At 65.1% G+C, this 22188-nt stretch carries 21 protein-coding genes, 3 tRNA genes and 4 pseudogenes; 14 read left to right on the top strand and 14 right to left on the bottom strand.

What is annotated here, in order from left to right; translation table 11 throughout:
- The first annotated feature begins 3 nt into the window (after positions 1 to 3).
- The gene (locus RCF34_RS11120; protein WP_308708202.1) at positions 4 to 615 is read left to right on the top strand and encodes a histidine phosphatase family protein; all 612 of its coding nucleotides are present in this window, start codon (positions 4 to 6) and stop codon (positions 613 to 615) included.
- Here the strand turns inward: RCF34_RS11120 and RCF34_RS23015 are convergent.
- The 7 genes and pseudogenes from RCF34_RS23015 to RCF34_RS11095 form a co-directional block, all read right to left on the bottom strand.
- Positions 612 to 1049 (bottom strand): annotated as a pseudogene (locus tag RCF34_RS23015) (methyl-accepting chemotaxis protein); the annotation flags it as partial. The gene RCF34_RS11120 and the pseudogene RCF34_RS23015 overlap by 4 nt on opposite strands.
- Before the next feature lie 105 nt (positions 1050 to 1154).
- Positions 1155 to 1925, bottom strand: a pseudogene (locus tag RCF34_RS23010) (PAS domain-containing protein); the annotation flags it as partial.
- A gap of 250 nt (positions 1926 to 2175) precedes the next feature.
- Positions 2176 to 3648, bottom strand: coding sequence for a chemotaxis protein CheW (locus tag RCF34_RS11110; RefSeq protein WP_308708200.1), 1473 nt, complete (start codon positions 3646 to 3648; stop codon positions 2176 to 2178).
- A pseudogene (locus tag RCF34_RS23005) lies at positions 3645 to 4091 on the bottom strand (methyl-accepting chemotaxis protein); the annotation flags it as partial. The gene RCF34_RS11110 and the pseudogene RCF34_RS23005, both read right to left, overlap by 4 nt.
- Before the next feature lie 165 nt (positions 4092 to 4256).
- A pseudogene (locus tag RCF34_RS11105) lies at positions 4257 to 6119 on the bottom strand (PAS domain S-box protein); the annotation flags it as partial.
- 141 nt (positions 6120 to 6260) lie between these two features.
- A complete protein-coding gene (locus tag RCF34_RS11100; protein WP_308708198.1) occupies positions 6261 to 7046 on the bottom strand; it encodes a sulfite exporter TauE/SafE family protein in 786 nt (261 codons plus the stop codon).
- A 117-nt stretch (positions 7047 to 7163) separates the two neighbouring features.
- Complete coding sequence (locus RCF34_RS11095) at positions 7164 to 7526, bottom strand: hypothetical protein (protein ID WP_308708197.1); 363 nt, start codon at positions 7524 to 7526, stop codon at positions 7164 to 7166.
- A gap of 166 nt (positions 7527 to 7692) precedes the next feature.
- Between RCF34_RS11095 and RCF34_RS11090 the strand changes: the two genes are divergently transcribed.
- The 3 genes from RCF34_RS11090 (at position 7693) to RCF34_RS11080 (ending at position 8463) form a co-directional block, all read left to right on the top strand.
- Positions 7693 to 7896, top strand: a complete 204-nt coding sequence (locus RCF34_RS11090) for a hypothetical protein (RefSeq protein ID WP_308708196.1) — start codon at positions 7693 to 7695, stop codon at positions 7894 to 7896.
- Positions 7897 to 7971: 75 nt separating this feature from the next.
- The gene (locus RCF34_RS11085) at positions 7972 to 8100 is read left to right on the top strand and encodes a hypothetical protein (protein ID WP_308708195.1); all 129 of its coding nucleotides are present in this window, start codon (positions 7972 to 7974) and stop codon (positions 8098 to 8100) included.
- 177 nt (positions 8101 to 8277) lie between these two features.
- Positions 8278 to 8463: a hypothetical protein gene (locus RCF34_RS11080; RefSeq protein WP_308708194.1), complete on the top strand. Its 186-nt coding sequence runs from the start codon at positions 8278 to 8280 to the stop codon at positions 8461 to 8463.
- 84 nt (positions 8464 to 8547) lie between these two features.
- Here RCF34_RS11080 and RCF34_RS11075 read toward each other — a convergent pair.
- From RCF34_RS11075 to RCF34_RS11065, 3 genes are all read right to left on the bottom strand, one after another.
- Positions 8548 to 8632, bottom strand: a tRNA-Leu gene (locus tag RCF34_RS11075).
- 51 nt (positions 8633 to 8683) lie between these two features.
- Positions 8684 to 8759, bottom strand: a tRNA-His gene (locus tag RCF34_RS11070).
- Positions 8760 to 8794: 35 nt separating this feature from the next.
- Positions 8795 to 8871, bottom strand: a tRNA-Arg gene (locus RCF34_RS11065).
- 247 nt (positions 8872 to 9118) lie between these two features.
- On the opposite strand from RCF34_RS11065, the gene folD reads away from it, so the two are divergent.
- Positions 9119 to 9973, top strand: a complete 855-nt coding sequence (gene folD / locus RCF34_RS11060; RefSeq protein ID WP_308708192.1) for a bifunctional methylenetetrahydrofolate dehydrogenase/methenyltetrahydrofolate cyclohydrolase FolD — start codon at positions 9119 to 9121, stop codon at positions 9971 to 9973.
- Positions 9974 to 10015: 42 nt separating this feature from the next.
- Here the strand turns inward: folD and RCF34_RS11055 are convergent, their stop codons facing one another.
- Positions 10016 to 10861 carry a glycine betaine ABC transporter substrate-binding protein gene (locus tag RCF34_RS11055; RefSeq protein ID WP_374941179.1) on the bottom strand — a complete coding sequence of 282 codons (846 nt, stop codon included), beginning with the start codon at positions 10859 to 10861 and terminating at the stop codon, positions 10016 to 10018.
- 269 nt (positions 10862 to 11130) lie between these two features.
- On the opposite strand from RCF34_RS11055, the gene RCF34_RS11050 reads away from it, so the two are divergent.
- The gene (locus RCF34_RS11050; RefSeq protein WP_308708190.1) at positions 11131 to 12441 is read left to right on the top strand and encodes a serine/threonine protein kinase; all 1311 of its coding nucleotides are present in this window, start codon (positions 11131 to 11133) and stop codon (positions 12439 to 12441) included.
- Positions 12442 to 12538: 97 nt separating this feature from the next.
- Complete coding sequence (locus tag RCF34_RS11045) at positions 12539 to 13255, top strand: VacJ family lipoprotein (protein WP_308708271.1); 717 nt, start codon at positions 12539 to 12541, stop codon at positions 13253 to 13255.
- 3 nt (positions 13256 to 13258) lie between these two features.
- Here RCF34_RS11045 and RCF34_RS11040 read toward each other — a convergent pair whose 3' ends face one another.
- Together RCF34_RS11040 and RCF34_RS11035 are read right to left on the bottom strand one after the other, a co-directional pair.
- A complete protein-coding gene (locus RCF34_RS11040) occupies positions 13259 to 14395 on the bottom strand; it encodes a patatin-like phospholipase family protein (protein ID WP_308708189.1) in 1137 nt (378 codons plus the stop codon).
- Positions 14396 to 15331, bottom strand: coding sequence for a lipid A biosynthesis lauroyl acyltransferase (locus RCF34_RS11035; RefSeq protein ID WP_308708188.1), 936 nt, complete (start codon positions 15329 to 15331; stop codon positions 14396 to 14398).
- 151 nt (positions 15332 to 15482) lie between these two features.
- On the opposite strand from RCF34_RS11035, the gene minC reads away from it, so the two are divergent.
- The 6 genes from minC to RCF34_RS11005 all read left to right on the top strand — a co-directional run bounded on the left by minC (position 15483) and on the right by RCF34_RS11005 (position 20198).
- The gene (gene minC, locus RCF34_RS11030; protein WP_308708187.1) at positions 15483 to 16238 is read left to right on the top strand and encodes a septum site-determining protein MinC; all 756 of its coding nucleotides are present in this window, start codon (positions 15483 to 15485) and stop codon (positions 16236 to 16238) included.
- 134 nt (positions 16239 to 16372) lie between these two features.
- Complete coding sequence (gene minD, locus RCF34_RS11025) at positions 16373 to 17191, top strand: septum site-determining protein MinD (protein ID WP_133859342.1); 819 nt, start codon at positions 16373 to 16375, stop codon at positions 17189 to 17191.
- On the top strand, positions 17188 to 17442 hold the full coding sequence (gene minE, locus RCF34_RS11020) for a cell division topological specificity factor MinE (RefSeq protein ID WP_017642793.1): 255 nt from the start codon (positions 17188 to 17190) through the stop codon (positions 17440 to 17442). The genes minD and minE overlap by 4 nt, the downstream gene beginning before the upstream one ends.
- A gap of 118 nt (positions 17443 to 17560) precedes the next feature.
- Positions 17561 to 18196: an RluA family pseudouridine synthase gene (locus tag RCF34_RS11015; RefSeq protein ID WP_308708186.1), complete on the top strand. Its 636-nt coding sequence runs from the start codon at positions 17561 to 17563 to the stop codon at positions 18194 to 18196.
- Positions 18197 to 18241: 45 nt separating this feature from the next.
- On the top strand, positions 18242 to 18820 hold the full coding sequence (locus RCF34_RS11010) for a class I SAM-dependent methyltransferase (RefSeq protein ID WP_308708185.1): 579 nt from the start codon (positions 18242 to 18244) through the stop codon (positions 18818 to 18820).
- Positions 18821 to 18908: 88 nt separating this feature from the next.
- Entirely contained in the window at positions 18909 to 20198 is a 1290-nt protein-coding gene (locus RCF34_RS11005; RefSeq protein ID WP_308708184.1) for a M18 family aminopeptidase, read from the top strand.
- 7 nt (positions 20199 to 20205) lie between these two features.
- On the opposite strand, the gene RCF34_RS11000 is transcribed toward RCF34_RS11005, so the two are convergent.
- Positions 20206 to 20904 (bottom strand): UTRA domain-containing protein, encoded by a 699-nt coding sequence (locus RCF34_RS11000; protein WP_308708270.1) that lies wholly within the window; start codon positions 20902 to 20904, stop codon positions 20206 to 20208.
- A 221-nt stretch (positions 20905 to 21125) separates the two neighbouring features.
- Here RCF34_RS11000 and RCF34_RS10995 point away from each other — a divergent pair, with 221 nt between their 5' ends.
- Positions 21126 to 22187: an ABC transporter substrate-binding protein gene (locus RCF34_RS10995; RefSeq protein WP_308708183.1), complete on the top strand. Its 1062-nt coding sequence runs from the start codon at positions 21126 to 21128 to the stop codon at positions 22185 to 22187.
- The last annotated feature ends 1 nt before the right edge of the window (position 22188 follow it).

Below are 22188 nucleotides of genomic sequence, written 5' to 3'. Positions count from 1 at the left end.
CCCTTGCCCTTCCCCTCTCCCCTGCTGGTGATCCGTCACGGCGAAACCGACTGGAACGCCAGCGGTCGCCTCCAGGGTCGCCAGGACATACCGCTCAATGGCCGCGGCCGTGCCCAGGCCGAAGCCGTGGGCCTGGCCCTGCGCGAACGCCTCGACATCTCTCGCTTCGCCTGCCTGAGCAGTCCGCTGCAACGCGCCAGTGCAACGCTCGACCTGATCCTGGCGCAGCTGCCGGGCACGCCGAGAAGCCTGGCCCGCGATGCGCGCCTGGCGGAAAAGGCCTTCGGTGACTGGGAGGGACTGGACATGCCGACCATCGCCCAGCGCTATCCCGAGCAGCACGCCCGGCGCGCCGCCGAGCCCTATACCTTTCGGGTACCCGGTGGCGAAAGCTATGCCGATGCCGCCGAGCGGGTGCGTCCGCTGCTGGACGAACTCCAGGGCCCCACGCTGCTGGTGGCCCATGGCGCCCTGATCCGCAGCCTGCTGGTGGCGACCGGTCTGGCCAGTCCGGAGGTGGCGACCCGGATGGTCATCCACCAGGGCCGCTGGCTGGAACTCGATGCGGCCGGTTATGCGTGGTACAGCGCCCCCGGCTGGGACGAACAGCCTTAACTCAGCCGCCGGGCGAACTGGCTGACCGCGCCCACCACCTGGCGGGCACCCTCCTGGATCTCGGTGATGCGCACCCCGGCGTTGCTCGCCAGGTGCAGCCCCTGCTCCGCCTGCTGCCGGCTGGCGGCCATGTTGCTGACCGCGGTTTGCGCCAGTTGCTGGTTCTGCTGCACCACCCCGACGATTTCTTCGGTCGCCTTGCTGGTGCGCCCGGCCAGTTGCCTGACCTCATCCGCCACCACGGCGAAGCCACGCCCTTGCTCGCCCGTCCGGGCGGCTTCGATGGCCGCGTTGAGCGCCAGCAGATTGGTCTGCTCGGCGATGCCGCTGATGGTCTTGACGATGGCGCTGATCACCAGCGACTGCTTGCCAAGGTCTTCGATGCCATTGGCGGCGACCTGGATCTCGCCGGCGATGCGAGTCATCACCGCTACCGTGTCCTGCACCACCGCCGCACCCTGACGGGCGCTTTCGTCGGTGGTCTGGGAAATGTCGAAGGCGACCCGGGCCGCTTCGGCCACCGCCAGTTCCTGCTCCACCTGCTCGGTGATGACGGTGGCGAACTTGATGACCTTGTACAGCTCGCCGCGGGTGTTGAGCACCGGATTGTAGGAGGCCTCCAGCCAGACCGTGCGGCCATGGCTGTCGATGCGCTTGAAGCGACTGGCGACATAGTCGCCCCGGTTGAGCCGCTCCCAGAAGACGCGATAGTCGGCGGATTCCGACTCTTCGCGGCTGCAGAACATCCGGTGGTGCTTGCCGACGATCTGCGCCAGCGAATAGCCCATGCCCTGCAGGAAGCGCTCGTTGGCGGTGAGCACCTCGCCGGAGAGATCGAATTCGATCACCGCGGTGGAGCGCAGCAGCGCATTGATGATGCCCGAGTGCTCGGTGGAGGTTTCCACCTGCTCGGTACGGTCATAGGCGTAGCAGCGGATCTGCTTGACCCGCCCCTGGGTATCCCGCACCGGCGTCCAGATCGCATAGAGCCAGGCGACGCCGCCCGTCCCGCGTAGTAGCCGATAGATACCACTGGCCTGGCGACCTTCATTGAAGCTGCGCTTCAGATCGCCATAGCAGACCAGCTTCTTCACGTAGTCCGGAATGAGGTCGTCCAGGCTCCGTCCGGTGAGGCTACCCGGCACGTACCCCAGGCACTGGGCGAAGTTGTCGTTGAAATCCTCGATCCGGCCCTGGGCGTCCAGCAGTAGGCAAAGGGCATCATTGCAGAACGCCGCGCGCAGCTGACGGTGCTCGGCCAGCTCGGCTTCGAGGTCAGCGATACGGCGTTTGAGTGCGGAGTTGAACATGGGATCACCCAGGAAAGTTGTGTCTTTCTCTGGTTCGACGCGCCGCGAGATTTCTTGACGAGATGCTGATGAACGCCTCGATCCGGGTCAGGCGAAAGGAGCGCCGATGGCGCACCTCGCCTGGTACCAACGGGAAAACACCGCGGGCTCTAGCCTACCGTTGCCGCTTCGATGAGGGACGCCTGCGGCGCCAGCCAGAGCCACGGGTGACCCGTTACCCGACCGCTGGGCGAAGTGACGAGCGGTATCGTCAAATCGCCGCAGCAATCTGCTCCGGGAGGGTCTGCCGAGCCTGACCTTCCAGACGTTTCACCAGCGCACCGAGGTCGATCAGGGTCGCCTGGCGACTGTTGCCCGGGGACCCTACGCCCACCCAGCTCTGCGCCCGCTGCGCAGGTACCGCCCCGCCCTCGCCTGGCAACTGCCAGCTGCGCGCCAGGGCATCGGCTCGCAACTCGGTAAAGGCCTCGATGGCCTCCACCCGCTGCACTACGAAACCCAGGCGCTGGCGCTGCCCTTCCACCACGATCACCTGATCGCCGGGACCGGACTCGACCGCTGCCGCGCCGGCCAGGGTACGCAGGCAGACCAGGGTGATCTGCTGGCCGCGGACCTCCATCAACCCCAGCAACCGCGGATCCCGCTGGCCGAGCCGCAGGTAGTGCGCTGGCAGGGGCAGGACCTCGGCCACCTGCTCCAGCGGGACGGCGAACAGCAATTCGGCGAGAAAGGTGAGGCACGGCTGGCGCCGGACCTGACGCCGCGCTTCGCGCAGCAAGTCGCGATCGGTGCGATAGATCCGTGCATAGGCCACCGCCGCCTCCTGGCAACCCAGGGCCAGGTGATCGATCACGATCGCCGCCTCGCCATCCGCTTCGCTGAATATTCCCCGCAACAGCCCGGGCCGCTCCAGGCCGAAGCCGAGCAGCGGCGCGCACTGCGCCGGATCCCGGCGCCACATGCCGAGCAGCCGCGCGAAACCGAAAGCGACGCGGTACTGACCCTGGTCGCCCGCTGCCAGCACCAGCAAATGCTCATGGCGACTGTTCGCGGGCGGGACAAGGCCCAGCAGCTCGGACAGCTCCAGCACCGGCAAGGCCTGGCCCCGCAGCTGCACTTGGTAGCGACAGCTGTCGCTGGCGAATTCGCTGGGCGTCAGCTGCGGTCGATCCACCAGCTCCTGCACCACCGCCGCATCCAGGCACAGGCGCCGCCCATCGCACTCGAACAGCAGATAGAGCCGCTCTTCTTCCGTGACAATGGCGGCCTGCCGCTGGAGCGCTGGCGGCCTGTCGGCACTGACCTCGAAGCCCGGCAAGGCCGCCAGGGCCGGCAGATCCAGCAGATGCACCAGCCGGCCGGTCTCCGCCTGGAGATGCAGCTGTCCCAGCAGGCGCCCGGGCGCCCCCTGCAATTGCACGATGGCGTCATCCGCCAGCTCGAGGATGTCCACCACCCCATCGATGGCCAGGCCGAAGCGTCCACCCCCATGACGGATCACGGCGATCCGGCGCTCGTGCTCGACCGCCGGCAGCCCCAGCAGGCGATGACCGTCCACCAGCGGCAGCGGCTGGCCGCCCAGCTCGAAGAGGCCCAGCAGCCAGGGCACCGGACTCGGGTGAGGGGCCAGGCGCGCCGGCCAGGACACCACGCGTTCCAGGGCCTGGGCGGACAGGGCGACTTCCAGTTCGCCGATCCGCACGACGCCCTGGGTCGAGGTCACGATCGCGCTCCCCCGGTCACCAGCGTGAGCGTGGTGGCCGCGTCCAGCTCCTGGATCAGCTGATTGACCCGCGCCGCATCGGCGAGCTGGGCCGCGGTGGAACCGTTGATGGCCTCGATGGACTGCTGGGTCTTGCCCACCCCTTCGGCGATCAGGCCGAAGGCCTCGCCCACGCTGCGCGAGATTTCGCTGCCCTGGGCGATGCTCTTCACCGATTCCAGGATCAGCTTGTTGATCTCCTTGGTCGCCTGGGACGATTTCTCGGCCAACTTGCGGACCTCATCGGCCACCACTGAGAAACCCAGCCCGTGCTCACCGGCGCGGGCCGCTTCGATGGCGGCGTTGAAGGCCAGCATGTTGGTCTGGTTGGCGATGTCGCTGATCACCTGGACGATGTCCTGGATGCCCCCCGCCGTGGTGCCTATGGCCTCCATGGCGTCCAGCGAGCGGGTCAGCGTCAGGGAACCGCGCTCGGCTTCTTCCAGGGTGCGTCGGGCCATGCGGTTGGCGTCGTCGGTGGTCTCGGCGATCTGGTTGATGGAGCGGGTCAGGGCGTGCAGCGAAAGATTCATCTGCTCGATCTTCTGGCGCACGTGCTGCTCCATCTCCACCTGCCGGGTGATGTCGGTGGCGAATTTCACCACCTTGTGCACCTGGACTTCGGCGTCGAAGATGGGGTTGTAGGTGGCCTGGATCCAGATGCGCTGGCCGAACTTGCTCAACCGCATGAAACGCCCGCCAAACACCTCGCCCTGGGCCAGGCGCGCCCAGAATTCACGGTATTCGCCGGAGGCGACGTGCTCTGCCTCGCAGAAGATACGGTGATGCTGGCCACGGATTTCTTCCAGGCGATAACCCAGCGTCGCCAGGAAATTGCGATTGGCCTCGAGGATCTTCCCGGTCAGGTCGAATTCGATCACCGCCTGGCCGCGATCGACGGCCGCCACCTTGCCGGCGTAGTCGCTGTTGCGAATCTGGCTCTCGGTGATGTCCACGGCGAACTTCACCACCTTGCACGGCTTGCCATCGGCGTCGAATATCGGGTTGTAGGTCGCCTGGATCCAGATCTCCTCGCCCCGGCTGTTGCGCCTCTTGTACACCCCCGCGTCGAATTCGCCCCGCGCCAACTTATCCCAGAACAACCGGTAATCCGCCGAGCGGGCATAGTCGTCGGGACAGAGGATGCGGTGATGCTTGCCCACCACTTCATCGGTCTGGTAACCGAGGGCCAGCAGGAAGTTGCGGTTGGCGGCGAGCACCGTGCCGTCGAGGGAGAACTCGGCGATGGCCTGAGATCGGTCGATGGCCGCCACCTTGCCTTCGTAGTCGCTGTTGCGCAGCTGACTCTCGGTGACGTCGCTGGCGAACTTGACCACCTTGTAGGGCTTGCCCTCCGCATCGAGGATGGGGTTGTAGGTGGCCTGGATCCACACCTGGCGGCCGTCGCTGGCGCGTCTCTTGTACAGCCCGGCATCGAAATCGCCGCGGCCGAGCTTTTCCCAGAACAGACGATAGCCTGGCGAGCGAGCATGCTCGGGTTCGCAGAAGATCCGGTGATGCTTGCCGCGCACCTCGTCCAGGCTGTAACCCAGGGCCGACAAGAAGTTCTCGTTGGCCGTCAGGATGTTGCCATGCAGATCGAATTCGATCACCGCCTGGGCACGGTCGATGGCGGCCATCTTGCCTGCGAATTCGGCGGCCTGCAGTTGCGCATCGGTGACATCGGTGGCGAACTTCACCACCTTGTAGGGCCGCCCGTCGCCATCGAGGATGGGATTGTAGGTGGCCTGGATCCAGATCGGCCGGCCATCGCGGCGGATACGCTTGTAGACCCCGGTATCGAAGACCCCCTGCCCCAGCCGATTCCACAGCAGGGCGTACTCCGCCGAACGCGCGTAGTCGGCAGGGCACATCAGGCTGTGATGACGCCCGCGCAACTCTTCCAGCGCATAGCCGGTCATGCCGAGGAAGTTGTCATTGGCCCAGAGCACAGTGCCCTGCAGATCGAATTCGATCACCGCCTGGGAGCGATGGATGGCTTCGATCTTGCCTTCGTATTCGACCGCCTGCAGGCGCGCCTCGGTGATGTCGGTGGCGAACTTGATGATGCGTTGCGGACGCCCTTGCGCATCCAACAGCGGATTGTAGGTGGCGTGGATCCACCTCAGGCTGCCGTCCTTGTGTTTGCGGCGATAGACGCCGCTGTGGAACTCGCCACGCCCCAGCGCCGCCCAGAAGTCCTGATAGTCTTCGCTCTCCGCCACCCCGGGCGGGCAGAACAGGCGGTGCTGTCGTCCGCTGATCTCGTCGAGGCGATAGCCGAAGGTCTGCAGGAAGTTGTCGTTGGCGTGAAGGATCGTGCCCTGCAGATCGAATTCGATCGCCGCCAGGGAGCGGTCCAGCGCCTGGCGCAGGGCATGGTACGCGGAAGCATCGTCGACAACGACGGATTCGGCAGAGGCGGAAAACATGGGCAGCTCCAAGAGAGAACTCGACGAACAGGTTATCGGCAATCGCGATAACGAGCTGAGTACCGCCTATCCTAGAAATGTTTTCTCCTGGCGGATCGCCAGTAGTCGTCCGATGAATGTCCTCAAGTTTGTCGCGGGTGTTCAGACCACCAGCTTGGTGCCTATGACCAGCAGCATGATCGCCAGGCAGGGCCGCAGCACGCCATCCGGTATGCGCCCGGAGAGATGGCTGCCCAGGAAGATGCCCGGCAAGGAACCTAGCAGCAGAAAGCCCAGCACATGCCAGTCCAGATTGCCCAGGCCGGCGTGACCGAGTCCCGCCACCAGGGTCAAGGGTACCGCGTGGGCGATCTCGGTGCCGACCAGACGCCGGGTCGCCATCAGCGGATAGAGCAGGAACAGCGCCACCGTGCCCAGGGCCCCCGCGCCGATGGAAGTCAGGGTCACCATGAAGCCCAGCACTGCGCCGGTAAGCACCGTCAGGGCATTGAGCCGCCCGGGACTCAGGTGAAAGCGGTCGCTGGCATGACGACTGGCAAAGGCGAAGATCTGTTTTTTGAAGAGGATGGCCAGGGCCGTCAGCAGCAGCACGATGCCCAGGGCATGCTTGATGAGGGTATTGGTAGCGTGCTGATCACCGGGCAGCAGCGCCAGGGCGAGCAGCGTCAGGGCTGCCGCGGGCACGCTGCCGGCAGCCAGCCAGCCGGTCACCGTCCAGTCGATGTTGCGATTGCGCTGGTGGACGAAGACGCCGCCCGCCTTGGTGATGGCGGCATAGAGCAGATCGGTGCCTACCGCTGCAGCAGGGTTGATCCCGAACCAGAGCAGGATGGGGGTCATCAGCGAACCGCCGCCCACGCCCGTCATGCCAACGATGAAGCCAACCACTAGCCCCGCGACCACGAAGCCCAACGACCCTACTTCCATTACAGTCCCAATTGCCGCTGTCGGCTCATCTGGCGGCCGCACAGGATAACCACTCAGCCTATACCGAACTATATTGAAAGAATCTTTGCTTATAACCAATAACGCTAACCTCGAGGATCATCGGGCCTGGTGTGCATCCAGATAGGCCGCGACCTCCCCGTCGCCATAGCCCGCGCGCCGCCCATGGGCCTCGATGGCGGCGCGGCAGGCCGGATCGCTGATGGTCGTTGGCATGACAGTGCCGCAAGGCGCCAGGGTCGCCTGCGCCAGGAAGCTCTCGAGATCCTGCTTGTGTTCGTCCGCGACCGGATGGGTACCCGTGGTGGGTGCATGGGCCGCTACCGGCGGCGTCGTGGTCGCCACCACGGCTGGCTCGCTACTGGTCGAATCGCTGCGGTGGGTGGTTGCCACTGCAGCCACTACCAGCAGGCCGAAACCTGCGGTCAACACCAGCAACTTGCGAGTTGAAGTCCCGCTCATGATTTCTTCTTCCCTATGAAAAAGCTGACACCTCGGACCTGAAAACGACGTGGGCTGCCGGAAGTCCGACTTTTAACCAATGAAGTCAGACAATATTTTTCCAGCCTGTGTTCAGTCAAAGGCGGCGCATGCCACACTCGGCGGTATCAGGAGACAGGAGCGGCTCATGCAGCACAAGGATTTCATCGGTCCCCGGTTGCGCCAGCTCAGCGCGGATCTCTCGCTCGCCGATCGCCTGGCGGAGAGCGCCCAGGTCGATCTCAATGCCGACCTGAAGCGCCGGGTCCGGGAAGACCTCGAACGGGCGCTGCGCGAGATCGGCCAGCTCAGCGAAGAGCAGACCCTCTGGCTGAACTGGGCGACCAGCTAACCTGGCACGCCCGCCGTCGTCGCCCTGTAACGCGCGGCTGCTATCTGTAGCGGCATCCACCCTCTGGAGCCCGGCATGAAAGCGGAATACGAAATCAGTGACGACATCGCCCACTTCGTGGGGGGTGCCTTGATCAGCCTGGTACTGCTCGGTGGCGGAGCCATCGGCGGCGCCCTGTTCCTGCTGGCCGAGACGCTCAACTGACCGTCCGTCGCCAGTCACGCCGCTCCCGCGCCAGTTGCAAGACCGTCCTTGACCGGGTGAATGTTCGACAGCGCAGCCGTCACTCGCCCGAATCCGCCAGCACCTTGCATTACCCGCCCGCCGCATTAGTCTTGAAAGTGCCCATAACAATTAGTGCAGACGGCAAGAGGTCGGATCATGCGAACCCAACTGACCCGCTCGATCACCCTGTTCGACAGCCCGGATCATCAGCCTGCGACCGCAGAGGTCTCCTCCGCGCCGGGCAATCGCAAGCGCAACCTGCAGAGGTGGACCAAGGCCCTGGTGTTCGGTACCCCGCTCGCCTTCGCGCTCTGCGCGCCGCTGCTGCGGCATCTGCATTGAGGCCCGGTACCAGCGCTGGCCGATACCTGAATCGCAGGCACAAAAAAACCGGCACTGGGCCGGTCTTCTGCTGTGCATCTTGATTGGTGCGGACGGAGAGACTCGAACTCTCACACCTTGCGGCGCCAGAACCTAAATCTGGTGTGTCTACCAATTCCACCACGTCCGCGAGACGCTTGAAAGACGAACGCCAGACACGAGGTCTGGCGTTCGCTGAATATGGGGTGGACGATGGGAATCGAACCCACGACACCAGGAGCCACAATCCTGTGCTCTACCAACTGAGCTACGCCCACCATATCTTACGTGCTTGCCGTCGCCGAACCGCCAATGGCGCGCCCGGCAGGACTCGAACCTGCGACCATCCGCTTAGAAGGCGGATGCTCTATCCAGCTGAGCTACGGGCGCCTGTTACGGCAGCTGCCCTAGCAGAGACCTCCTTGGTGAGAAGCCTCTTGCCTGGCCCTTGTCAGTGACTTGGGCTGTGCTCGGCAAGCGGGGCGAATGTTATAAAGCTCCCGCCGGGCCGTCAACTAATTTTTAAAAAATTTTTAAGCAGAAGAATGAGTTAGCCGCCGTGGAGGCTTCTCTGTTGTCAGCGGGCCCGTCCATGCGAAAATAGCCGACCCTTTTCCGTCACCACCAGAAATCGCCCATGACCGCCCAACTGATCGACGGCAAGTCCATTGCCGCCCGCCTGCGCCAGGATATTGCCCAGCGAGTCTCTCAACGTCGTAGCGCCGGACTGCGCGCCCCTGGCCTCGCCGTCATCCTGGTCGGCAACGATCCCGCCTCGAGTGTCTATGTGGCGCACAAGCGCAAGGATTGCGAAGAGGTCGGCTTCGACTCCTATGCCCATGACCTGCCAGCCAGCACTACCCAGGCAGAACTGGAAGCCCTGATCGACCGGCTCAACGACGACACCAGCGTCGACGGCATCCTGCTGCAGTTGCCGCTGCCCGCGCACCTGGATGCCACCCAGCTCCTGGAACGCATCCGCACCGACAAGGACGTGGACGGCTTCCATCCCTATAACCTGGGTCGCCTGGCACAGCGCAATCCCCAGCTGCGCCCCTGCACGCCCAAGGGCATCATGACCCTGCTGCACAGCACCGGCGTAGATCTCTATGGACTGGATGCGGTAGTGGTCGGCGCCTCCAACATCGTCGGTCGTCCCATGGCGCTGGAGCTGCTGCTGGCCGGTTGCACCGCCACGGTGACCCACAGGTTCACCCGCTCCCTCGAGCACCATGTCAGCCAGGCCGACCTGGTGGTGGTCGCCGTGGGCAAGCCCGGACTGGTAAAGGGTGAATGGATCAAGCCCGGCGCCATCGTCATCGACGTGGGCATCAATCGCCAGGCCGATGGCCGCCTGGTGGGCGACGTGGAATTCGACCGTGCCTGTGAGCGCGCCAGTTGGATCACTCCGGTCCCCGGCGGCGTCGGCCCCATGACGCGGGCCTGCCTGCTGGAAAACACGCTGTACGCGGCCGAGCAGTTGCACAGCTAGCAAAACGGGCCCCGCGGGGCCCGTCCTCCATTCAGCCAACCCTCAGGGCAGCCAGGACTTCACGCGATCCGGATGCGCAGTGATCCAGGCCTTGGCGGCCTCTTCCGGCTTCTTGCCCTCTTCCACGGCCAGCATCACCTCGTTCACCTCACCCGGCTGCCAGGCGAACTTCTTCAGGAAGTCCCAGACCGGCTTGGCCTTGGCTTCCAGCGCGGGGTTGGCCACGGTGTCCACGTGCTCGGAGCCGCCGAACACACCCTTGGGATCCTCGAGGAACTTCAGCTTCCACTTGGCGAACATCCAGTGCGGCACCCAGCCCGTCACCACCACCGGCTTCTGGTCCTTCTCGGCCCGGGTCAGCTCGGCGATCATGCCGCTACCCGAACTGGCCACCAGCTTGTAGTCCAGGCCATAGTCCTTGATCGCCTGGTCGGCCTTGAGCATGACCCCGGCACCGGCATCGATGCCGACGATACGGCCACCGAACTCGGCCTTCTGCGCCTGCAGATCGGCGATGCTGTTGGCCTTGACGTACTCCGGCACGATCAGACCGATCTTGGCATCGGGAGTGTTGACGTTCAGATCGACCACCTGATCCTTCATCTTCTCGTAGTAGGCGCCATGGGTGACCGGCAACCAGGCGGACAGCATGGCGTCGAGCTTGCCGCGCGCGACCCCCTGCCACATGATGCCGGCGGCAACCGGCATGAGCTTGACCTCGTAGCCCAGATTCTGGCGGATCACTTCAGCTGCGGTATGAGTCGTGGCCACGCTATCGGCCCAGCCATCGACGTAGCCGATGGTGATTTCGGGCTTGGCCGCCAGGGCCAGGCTCATGGCCGAGGTCAGCGCGACACCGAGTCCTATTCCCAACAGTTTCTTCACCATGCTCATGCAGCAGTCCTCTCGCTATGGAAGTCGGGCGGTTGCCCCATCCCCATCATTCGGGCAATGCAAGATGGCCACTACCGCCTGGGCGACGCATATCGACCGGTTAGCGACAAAGGCTGCACTTTTCACGACATGCGATGTCGCTTGACGCAGCCCGTCGACCGCTCTGTAATCGACGCCTCACGGAAACCTGCACCTGCCGATGCAACCTATTGGCGGGCCGTTGTCTTACCTACGCTCTCAAGCCCTCTGAAAGGACTCTGTCCATGCGTCTTTCGTTGCGCGTCGCCGCCCTGCTGGGCGCGCTGTTTTCCGGCCTCTGGGGTACCGCGCACGCGGCCACCGAAGTGGATGCCGCCACCTATGGCTATCCACTGGTCAATCCTTTCGAAGCCACCATCGTCACCACGCCGGAAAAATTCCGTCCCGAGCTGCCGCCCGAAAGCACCATCGACCAGGATGACTACAGCCTCAACCTGCGTCCGGAGCGGGAATACCAGCTGCCCGGCAACTTCTGGCCGGTCAAGAAATTCCACTACCGCCTCGCGCGCCAGGACCATCCGGCACCGCTGATCTTCCTGATCGCCGGCACCGGAGCCAACTATTCCTCCAGTACCCAGGAATACCTCAAGCGGCTGTATTACGCGGCCGGCTACCACGTGGTGCAGCTGTCCTCGCCGACCAGCTGGGACTTCATGGTGTCGGTGTCGCGCACCGCCACCCCGGGCTACACCCCGCACGATGCCGAGGATCTCTATCGGGCCATGCAGGCGGTACGCGCCCAGCATCCCAAGCTGCCGGTCACCGACTACTACCTGACCGGCTACAGCCTGGGTGGGCTGGACGCCGCCTTCGTCTCCTACCTGGACGAGAGCCAGCGCAGCTTCAACTTCAAGAAAGTGCTGATGGTCAATCCGCCGGTCAATCTGCTGACCTCGGTACGCAACCTGGATCGCCTGGTGCAGACCGAGGTGAAGGGCGTCACCAACAACCGCACCTTCTACGAGCTGATCCTGTCGAAGCTGACCCGCTACTTCCAAGAAAAGGGCTACGTCGACTTCAACGACGCCGTGGTGCGCGACTTCCAACGCTCCCCGGAGCGACTGAGCAACGAAGAACTGGCCATGCTGATCGGCTCGTCCTTCCGCTTCTCGGCAGCCGACATCGCCTTCACGTCCGACCTGATCAACCGCCGCGGCCTGATCACCCCGCCGACCTACCCCATCAGCGAGGGCACCAGCCTGACGCGCTTCTTCGCCCGTTCGCTGCAGTGCGACTTCGACTGCTACATGACCGAGCAGGTGATGCCGTTCTGGCAGAAGAACTTCAAGGGGCAGAACCTCGACGACCTGGCGCGCAAGTCCAGCCTCATAGCACTGGAAGACTATCTGAAGAGCAGCCCGAAGATCGGTGTCATGCACAATGCCGACGACATCATCCTCGGCCCGGGCGACCTGGGTTTCCTGCGCAAGACCTTTGGCGATCGCTTGACCGTCTATCCCCACGGCGGCCATTGCGGCAATCTCAACTACCGCGTCAACGCGAACGCCATGCTGGAGTTCTTCGCCCGTGGTTAAGTCTCTGCTCGCTCTCCTCCTGATGGCCAGTGCCTCGGTCTTCGCCGCCGAATCGAGTCCGCCGCCCTCCTCCACCCTGACCATCGGCTCGGACACCATGCCGGCCGCGCCCGTGGGCGCCGATGGCTTCAGCAATCCGCTGTCGACCCTCAAGTACAATCCGGGACTGGACCAGCGTGAATTCGAACGGGCGTCCCTGGTGGCCCTGGACGTCTACGATCCCTTCGAATCCTGGAACCGTCACGTCTACCACTTCAACTATCGGCTGGACGAGTGGGTCCTGCTGCCAGTGGTCAACGGCTATCGCTGGATCACCCCGCGCTTCGTGCGTTCGGGCGTCAGCAACTTCTTCAGCAATCTGGGCGACGTCAACAACCTGCTCAACAGCCTGCTGCAGTTCAAGGGCCGTCGGGCCCTGGACGCCACCGGCCGGCTGTTGCTCAACACCACCGTCGGGGTGTTCGGCCTGTGGGATCCGGCGACCCGTGTCGGGCTGATCAAGCAGCCGGAAGACTTCGGCCAGACCCTGGGCTTCTATGGCGTGGGTGACGGTCCCTTCCTGATGCTGCCGATCCTTGGCCCGTCCAACCTGCGCGACACCGGCGGCCTGGCGGTGGACTTCGCCGCCGAGGCGCAGATCAACTTCCTCAACGTCAGCGACGAAAGCGGTCGTCATCCAGAGATCATGGTGCTGCGCGGCATCAACCTCAGGTACGTGACCGACATGAGATACGGCCAGCTCAACTCGCCCTTCGAGTACGAGAAGATCCGCTATTTCTACACCAAGGCGCGGGAACTGCAGATCGCCGAATAAGGCCTAGGCGCCGCCGAGGAAAGCCCGCAGCTCGGGCAAACGGGCCTGGGCGTCGGCCCGCCCCAGTGCCATGAGTTCCTGGCAGTAGGCAGCCTCGAACAGCAGATAGCTGAGCAGCGCACTGCCCGAAGGCCGGTTCACCCCGACACCCCGCAGCAACTGCCGCAACGCCGGCGGCAGGCGCTTGCGGTGACAGGTGGCGATATCCGCCAGCGGCTGGCTGGGCGAGATCACCAGCATCTCCACAAGACGGCAGAACCGTCCGCTGACCGGATCTCCTGCCGGCAGGGCGCTACTCAGCAGGTTGAGGCGCCGAAGGGTCTCGGTATCGCTGTCCAGGGCATCGACGAAGGTGCTGTTGAGCAGGTGACCGCCGACCTGCGCCATCGTTGGCGGCCGGCCCTGCAGGCCGTGCTCGTGACCCCCTGGCGCGCCGAGCCCGATCACCAGGATGCGATCCGCCCCCAGATGCAGCGCCGGACTGATGGGCGCTGTCTGCCGCACCGAACCATCGCCCAGGAACTCACGCCCGACCTTCACCGGCGGAAAGAACAGCGGAATGGCCGTGCTGGCCAGGAGGTGGTCGACCGCCAGCCGTGCCGGCACCCCGACACGCCGATGACGAAACCAGGGATCGAGCGCGCCATGACTCTGGTAGAAGGTCATCGCCTGCCCGGAGGCATAGCCGAAGGCCGTGACCGCCACCGCCCGCAGGGCGCGCTGGCGCAAGGCCGCGGTGATCCCGGAGAAATCCAGTTCGCGGCTGAGCAGCGCGCGCAGGGGTGCATTGTCGAGCAGCGCCAGTGGTTCCTGGCGCCAAGCACCGAACAGCGTCTGCAGGCCGAAACGCGCGGCCTGGCGGGTCGCCCCGGCCCAGTCGCTGCGATAGATCATCGCCGTTTCCAGGTTAGACCAGACCGCCGCCAGGCGATCCACCGCACGGCCGAAATCCAGGGCGCCGCAGCCCAGCACGGCGGCGTTGAGCGCACCCGCCGAGGTACCGACGAGGATCGGGAAGGGATTGTCGGAACGGACCGCCAGGGTATCGGCCACCACCTGCAGCACCCCGACCTGATAGGCGGCCCGCGCACCACCGCCTGCCAGAATCAGCCCAGTGCGCCGCTCGCCGTCCAGGCTCATCTAGCGCTTCTTCCTCGGATAGAGTTTGGGCTCGCCGGGCGGGCGGGTCTTGAACCGCCGATGGGCCCAGAGGTACTGCTCGGGCAACTCGCTGACGCAGCGCTCGACCCAGTGATTGATGCGCAGGCAGTCGGCTTCCTCGCTCTCGCCGGGGAAGTCGGCCAGCGGTGGATGAACGACCAGGCGATAGCCCGAACCGTCCGCCAGGCGCTCCTGGGTGAAGGGCAGCACTCGCGCCCGCCCCAGCCGGGCGAACTTGGTAGTGGCCGTCACCGTGGCCGCCTGGATGCCGAACAGCGGCACGAAGAGGCTCTGCTTGGCGCCGTAGTCCTGGTCGGGCGCGTACCAGATGGCCCGCCCGGCCCGCAGCACCTTGAGCATGGCGCGCACGTCCTCCCGCTCGATGGCGGTGGCGTCCTGGTTGTGGCGCTCGCGACCGCGACGCTGGATGAAATCGAATACCGGATTCTTGTGCTGGCGGTACATGCCATCGATGGTGTGCCGCTGCCCGAGCAGGGCAGCACCGATTTCCAGGGTGGTGAAATGCAGCGCCATGAGGATCACGCCCTGACCCTCGCGCTGAGCGGCCTGCAGATGCTCGAGGCCTTCGATCTGGGCCAGCCGGGCCAGGCGCTGCCGCGGCCACCACCAGCTCATGGCCATCTCCAGCAGGGCCATGGCGCTGCTGGCGAAGTTGCGGCGTAGCAGCCGGTCGCGTGCCCGCTCGTCGAGCTGCGGGAAGCAAAGTTCCAGATTGCGGCGAGCGATGGCCCGGCGCTGGCCGGCGATATGATAGAAGATCCAGCCGAGTCCCTGGGCGAGACGCAGCAGCACGGCATAGGGCAATTGCACCAGCAGCCAGAGCACACCCAGTCCCAGCCAGAGCGGCCAATACCGTGGATTGAGAAAGGCGAGGCGGAAAGACGGCCGCTCCATCGGAACTCCTGCATGAAAAGGTCGCGCCATTCTACAGGCCTCGCGCAGATTTCCCGTAGCCTTCACAGTCACGGCCCCCCACACCCGGTGAGGGTTGCGGCACGCGGGGCATCCCGCTATAAGTCCCGCCATCCAAGCACAAGTACCCACCATGACCGCAGCCGATCCTTCCGAAAGCGACTCCGTCTTCCAGCTCAAGGGCAACATGCTCGCCGTGACCGTGCTGGAGCTCCTTCGTAACGACCTGGGGCGCCTGGACCGGCAACTGGCCCAGAAGGTCGCCCAGGCACCCAACTTCTTCCAGGAAACGCCGCTGGTGCTGGGCCTGGACAAGCTCCCCGAGGATGCCGGCCCGCTGGACCTGGGCGCCCTCCTCGACCTTTGCCGCCGCCACGGCCTGCGCACCCTGGCCCTGCGCGCCAGTCGCCACATTGACCTGGCTGCCGCCAACGACTACGACCTGCCGATCCTGCCGCCCAGCTCCGGCGGCCGCGAGCGCCAGGTCGAACCGCGCGACCGTGAGCCGGTCAAGCCAGCGGAACCGGTCAAACCGGCCGTACCGCCCGCCCCCACGATCAATCCGACCAAGATCATCACCGCCCCAGTGCGCGGCGGGGTGCAGCTCTATGCCCCGGCCGGCGACCTGGTGGTGCTGGCACCGGTCAGCCCAGGCGCCGAGTTGCTCGCCGACGGCAACATCCATGTCTACGGACCCATGCGTGGCCGAGCGCTGGCCGGCGTAAAAGGTGATACTAAAGCGCGGATTTTCTGCCAGCAGCTGACCGCGGAACTGCTGTCCATCGCCGGCCAGTACAAGGTCGCCGAGGACCTGCGACGCCATCCACAATGGGGCAATCCGGTACAGGTCAGCCTGGTGGGAGATGTGTTGAACATCACCCGTCTTTAACGGATACTTCCGCGAATTTTTCGCACTTGGCGCCTAAGCCGCCAACGGCAACACGAAGCGCGACACTGCCTGCAATCTCGTCACCGAGGGCACCGAGTCGCTTCAGTTATTACTTTCGATCAAGGTGAATCAGTTTGGCCAAAGTACTCGTAGTCACCTCCGGCAAGGGCGGCGTCGGCAAGACCACCAGCAGCGCCGCCATCGGTACCGGTCTCGCCCTGCGCGGCCACAAGACCGTCATCGTCGACTTCGACGTCGGCCTGCGTAACCTCGACCTGATCATGGGCTGCGAGCGCCGCGTGGTGTACGACTTCGTCAACGTGATCAACAACGAAGCCACCCTGAGCCAGGCCCTGATCAAGGACAAGCGTCTCGAGAACCTGTTCGTGCTGGCCGCCAGCCAGACCCGCGACAAGGACGCCCTGACCCAGGACGGCGTCGAGCGCGTGATCAACGAACTCAAGCAGACCTTCGACTTCATCGTCTGCGACTCCCCGGCCGGGATCGAGAAGGGTGCCCACCTGGCGATGTACTTCGCCGACGAGGCCATCGTGGTGACCAACCCCGAAGTCTCCTCGGTCCGCGACTCCGACCGCATGCTCGGCCTGCTGGCCAGCAAGTCGCGCCGCGCGGAAAAGGGCGAGGAAGCCATCAAGGAACACCTGCTGCTGACCCGCTACAACCCCGAGCGCGTCACCAAGGGCGAAATGCTCGGCGTCGAGGACGTGGAAGAGATCCTCTCCATCCGCCTACTGGGCGTGATCCCCGAATCCCAGGCGGTGCTCAAGGCGTCGAACCAGGGTATCCCGGTAATTCTCGACGAACAGAGCGACGCCGGTCAGGCCTACAGTGATACCGTGGAGCGGCTGCTCGGCAAGGAAGTGGCCTATCGCTTCCTCGACGTGAAGAAGAAAGGCTTCCTGCAACGTCTGTTCGGGGGTGGTAGCGAATGAACATCTTCGACTTCTTTCGCGATCGGAAGAAGCAGAACAGCGCTTCGATAGCCAAGGAGCGGCTGCAGATCATCGTGGCCCACGAACGCGGTCGCCACGAGCAGCCGGACTATCTGCCGCAACTGCAGAAAGACCTGCTGGAAGTGATCCGCAAGTACGTGCCCATCGAGCAGGACCAGATCCAGGTCGAACTGGAAAACCAGGGCAGTTGCTCGATCCTCGAACTCAACATCACCCTGCCCGACCGCTAAGGCGAGCGAAGCAGGACAGCGGCGGCCCCAGGGCCGCCGTTGGCGTTTAAGCCATGGCGAAGCCTCGGCACCTGTCCTGCGCGGTGCCGCGATTCGCCGCCAGGCCCCCAGGAAGCCCATGCCCCTCTCCAACATCCGCATCATTCACCAGGACGCCGCCCTGCTGGTGGTCGACAAGCCCACCCTGCTGCTGTCGGTCCCCGGTCGCGCCGAAGACAACCGCGACTGCCTGGTGACCCGCCTGCAGGAAAACGGCTATCCCGAGGCACGCATCGTCCATCGTCTGGACTGGGAGACCTCTGGCGTCATCGTGCTGGCGCGGGATGCCGACAGCCATCGCGAGCTGTCCCGGCAATTCCATGATCGCGAAACGGAAAAGGCCTACATCGCCCTCTGCTGGGGCGAACCGGAGGCCAACAGCGGCCGCATCGAACTACCGCTGCGCTACGACCCGCCAACCAAGCCGCGCCATGTGGTGGATCACGAACTGGGACGCCATGCGCTGACCTTCTGGCAGGTACTGGAGCGCCATGGCCACTACAGCCGTGTGGAGCTCACGCCCATCACCGGCCGCTCCCATCAGCTGCGCGTCCATCTGCTGAGCATCGGGCATCCGCTGCTGGGCGATCAGCTCTATGCCGAGGGCGAGGCGCTGGCGGCCCAGCCACGCCTCTGCCTGCACGCCAGCCTGCTGACGCTGACCCACCCCCTTTCGGGCGAGCGGATGAGCTTTACCAGTCCCGCGCCTTTCTGAACGTCGGCGCTGGCATACTAAGGCACTCAGCCAGAGGAGTGCTGCTTGTCTCACTGGACGTCCTACTACACCGCTACCGCCGCGGGCGGTCCGCGCGAGACCTTGCTGCAGGCACTCTCATCCCGCTCAGATCCGCCAGGATTGGCGCTGGATCTGGGCTGTGGCACCGGGCGCGACACCCTCGTCTTGCTGGAACGCGGCTGGCAGGTGCTGGCGGTGGATGCCGAGGCCGAGGCGCTGAGCACCCTGCGCGAGCGCACGCCGGTCCTGCTGCAGACACACCTGGAAACCCGCCAGGCACGCTTTGAAACGCTCGAAATCCCTCCCTGCGACCTCGTCAATTCCAGCTTCGCCCTGCCCTTTTGCGAGCCAGCACGCTTCCCGCTGCTCTGGACCGGGATCACCGCGGCGGTGCGCCCGGGTGGCCTGTTCTGCGGCCAGCTGTTCGGCGAGCGGGACAGCTGGGCCAGCAAGGGCGTGACGGTCGTCGACGCCGCGCGCCTGCAGCAGCTGCTCCGGGACTGGCAAGTCCTGCTGCAGCGGGAAGAGGAAGAGGACGGCCATACCGCGGTCGGGCGCCCCAAGCACTGGCACATCCATCACCTGGTGCTGCGGCGGCGCTGAGTCCTGAGCTGCCATCAGGCCTGGGCGCTACGCTCGACTCCCCTCGGTCCAGAACCTAGACTGGACGCCTTGTCGTCCGGAGTCGTCCATGCGTACCGATCAGATCCAAGGCCTCATCGATTTCCTCGCCAGTTCGCCCACCCCCTTCCACGCCACCGCCACCCTCGCCCGCCGTCTCGAAGCCGCCGGCTATCAGCGCCTGGACGAGCGCGAGAGCTGGTCCGTGCAGCCGGGTGGCCGTTACTACGTCACCCGCAACGATTCCTCGCTGATCGCCGTGCGTCTGGGCGCCCAACCGCTGGAACGTGGCCTGCGCCTGGTCGGCGCTCATACCGACAGCCCCTGCCTCAAGGTCAAGCCGCAGCCGGAGCTGCAGCGCCAGGGCTTCTGGCAACTGGGCGTCGAGGTCTACGGCGGCATGCTGATGGCGCCCTGGTTCGACCGCGACCTGTCCCTGGCGGGCCGGGTGACCTTTCGCGCCAGGGGCCGGGTGCAGAGTCGGCTGATCGACTTCCGCAAGCCGCTGGCGATCATTCCCAACCTGGCCATCCACCTCAATCGCGAAGCCAACCAGGGCTGGGCCATCAATGCCCAGAACGAATTGCCGCCGATCCTGGCCCAGGTGCCTGCCGGCGAGCGGCGCGACTTCCGCGCCCTGCTGGCCGCGCGCCTGCAACAGGAGCATGGCATCGGCGAAGCCGAGGTGCTGGATTTCGAACTGAGTTTCTATGACGTCCAGCCGGCTGCCCTGGTCGGCTTGGAAGACGACTTCATCGCCGCCGCCCGCCTGGACAATCTGCTGTCCTGCCATGCCGGCCTGGAAGCCCTGCTGGCCGCCGAGGGTGACGAGAACGCCGTGCTGGTCTGCACCGATCACGAGGAAGTGGGCTCCACCTCCTGCTGCGGCGCCGACGGTCCCTTCCTCGAACAGGTGCTGCAGCGCTTGCTGCCCGCCGGGGATGCCTTCACCCGCACCCTGCAGCGCTCGCTGCTGATCTCGGCCGACAACGCCCATGGCGTGCACCCCAACTATGCCGACAAGCATGACGGCAACCACGGTCCGAAACTGAACGCCGGGCCGGTGGTCAAGGTGAACGCCAACCAGCGCTATGCCACCAGCAGCGAGACCGCGGCCTTCTTCCGCGACCTCTGCCAGCGCGAAGGGGTGCCGGTGCAGAGCTTCGTGGTGCGCAGCGACATGGGTTGCGGCTCCACCATCGGCCCCATCACCGCCGGACAGCTGGGCGTACGCACCGTGGACATCGGCCTGCCCACCTTCGCCATGCACTCCATCCGCGAACTGGCCGGCAGCCACGACCTGGGCCACTTGATCAAGGTGCTGACGGCCTTCTATTCGAGCAGCGAGCTGCCGCTCTGAAGCCGGCCTAGTCCGGCACCTCGACCCTGACCTGGATGGCGTCATGCCGCCAGAATTCCAGGTCGCAGTCGATCAGTCGCCCCTGCTGGTCGTGGTTGATGCGCGCGATGTGCAGCGCCGGACTGCCCTGGGCCACCCGCAGGGCCTGGGCCGCTTCCGGCAGCAGCGCCGTAGGCAGGATCTCGAAGCGCACCTCGCCGTAGCGGATGTCGTAGCGGTCGCGATACAGCTCGGTGAGGGAGCGCTGCAGGTCGTGCTCCAGCAGGCCCGGGAAATAGGCGGCATTGAGGTAGTGCTCGACATAGAGCACCAGTCGGCCGTCCACCCGGCGGACCCGGCGGATCTGATAGACGCTGGACAGCGCCGGCAACTCCAGCAGCCGACAGACCTCCGCCGAGGCCAGCATCTGCCGCGCCGCCAGCACCTCGGTGGCCGGTCGGCGACCCTGGGCTTCCACCATGGCATGGAAATGGGTACGGGCCAGGGGGTTGTAGGCCAGGCGCGGCGGCGCGACGAACCAGCCGCGGCGTTCCTCGCGATAGATCAGGCCCAAGGCTTCCAGCTGCAGCAGGGCTTCGCGCAGGGTGATACGAGTGGTGGCGAAGAGTTCACTCAGCTGGCGCTCGGAGGGCAGGCGCTCCATCGCCGGCAGCAGGCCATGGGCGATCTGCTCCTGCAGCGCCTGGCGAATGGCACCGGCACCCAGTGCACTTCTATGGACTAGACCAGTTTCGGATTGGTGCACCCAGAACGCCTCGGATAGGGTTTGGTTGGAGACTAAGACGGCCAGATGACCGCTTGGTGACGATTGCAGCGGCCGTGCCAGCGGTGAAACAGGGCGTATTGCCATCAAATCGTCATACCCCGGTCCTAGATTGGCCTGTGTCTTGCTGACCTAGACCAAGCCCTAATACCTGGAGCACCCGTATGACCCGTCTGCTTGCTTCCTTGTTGGCCTCTGCCGTTGCGCTACAGGCCGGTACCGCCTTCGCCGATACCGCCGATCTCAAATCCCTCGAAGCCGCCGCCCGCAAGGAAGGCGAGGTGAACAGCGTCGGCATGCCCGATACCTGGGCGAACTGGAAAGGCACCTGGCAGGAACTCGAGCAGAAATACGGGCTCAAGCACCAGGATACCGACATGAGCTCCGCCCAGGAGATCGCCAAGTTCGCCGCCGAAGGCGAGAACGCCTCCGCGGACATCGGTGACGTCGGTGCTTCCTTCGGCCCCATCGCCGTGCAGAAGGGCGTTACCCAGCCCTACAAGCCGAGCACCTGGGACCAGGTACCGAGCTGGGCCAAGGACAGCGACGGTCACTGGGCGCTGGCCTACACCGGCACCATCGCCTTCATCGTCAACAAGCAGACCGTCAAGGACGTGCCCCACTCCTGGGCCGACCTGCTCAAGGGCAACTACAAGGTCACCATCGGCGACGTCAGCGCCGCCTCCCAGGCGGTGAGTGGCGTGCTGGCAGCGGCCTATGCCAACGGCGGCGACGAGAAGAACATCAAGCCGGCGCTGGACTTCTTCGCCAAGCTGGCCAAGCAGGGTCGCCTGGCCTTCACCAACCCGGTGGTGGCCAACCTCGAGAAGGGTGAAGTGGAAGTCGGGGTGGTGTGGGACTTCAACGCCCTGAGCTATCGCGACCAGATCGATCGCTCGCGCTTCGAGGTGCTGATCCCCTCCGATGGCTCGGTGACCTCCGGCTACACCACCCTCATCAACAAGTATGCCAAGCACCCCAACGCCGCCAAGCTGGCCCGCGAGTACATCTTCTCCGACGCCGGCCAGATCAACCTGGCCCAGGGCTATGCCCGGCCGATCCGCGCCGAGCACCTGACCCTGCCGGCCGAGGTCCAGGCCAAGCTGCTGCCCCAGGCGCAATACGCCAAGGCCCGCCCCATCGCCGATGCCAAGGCCTGGGAAGAAACATCCAAGCGCCTGCCGCGGCTCTGGCAGGAACACGTCCTGATCAACATGCAGCAGTGAC

This window comes from Pseudomonas sp. 102515 (genome assembly GCF_031085165.1).
In the GTDB taxonomy this organism is placed as follows: domain Bacteria; phylum Pseudomonadota; class Gammaproteobacteria; order Pseudomonadales; family Pseudomonadaceae; genus Chryseomonas.
This window is presented reverse-complemented; position numbering and strand designations above follow the sequence as displayed.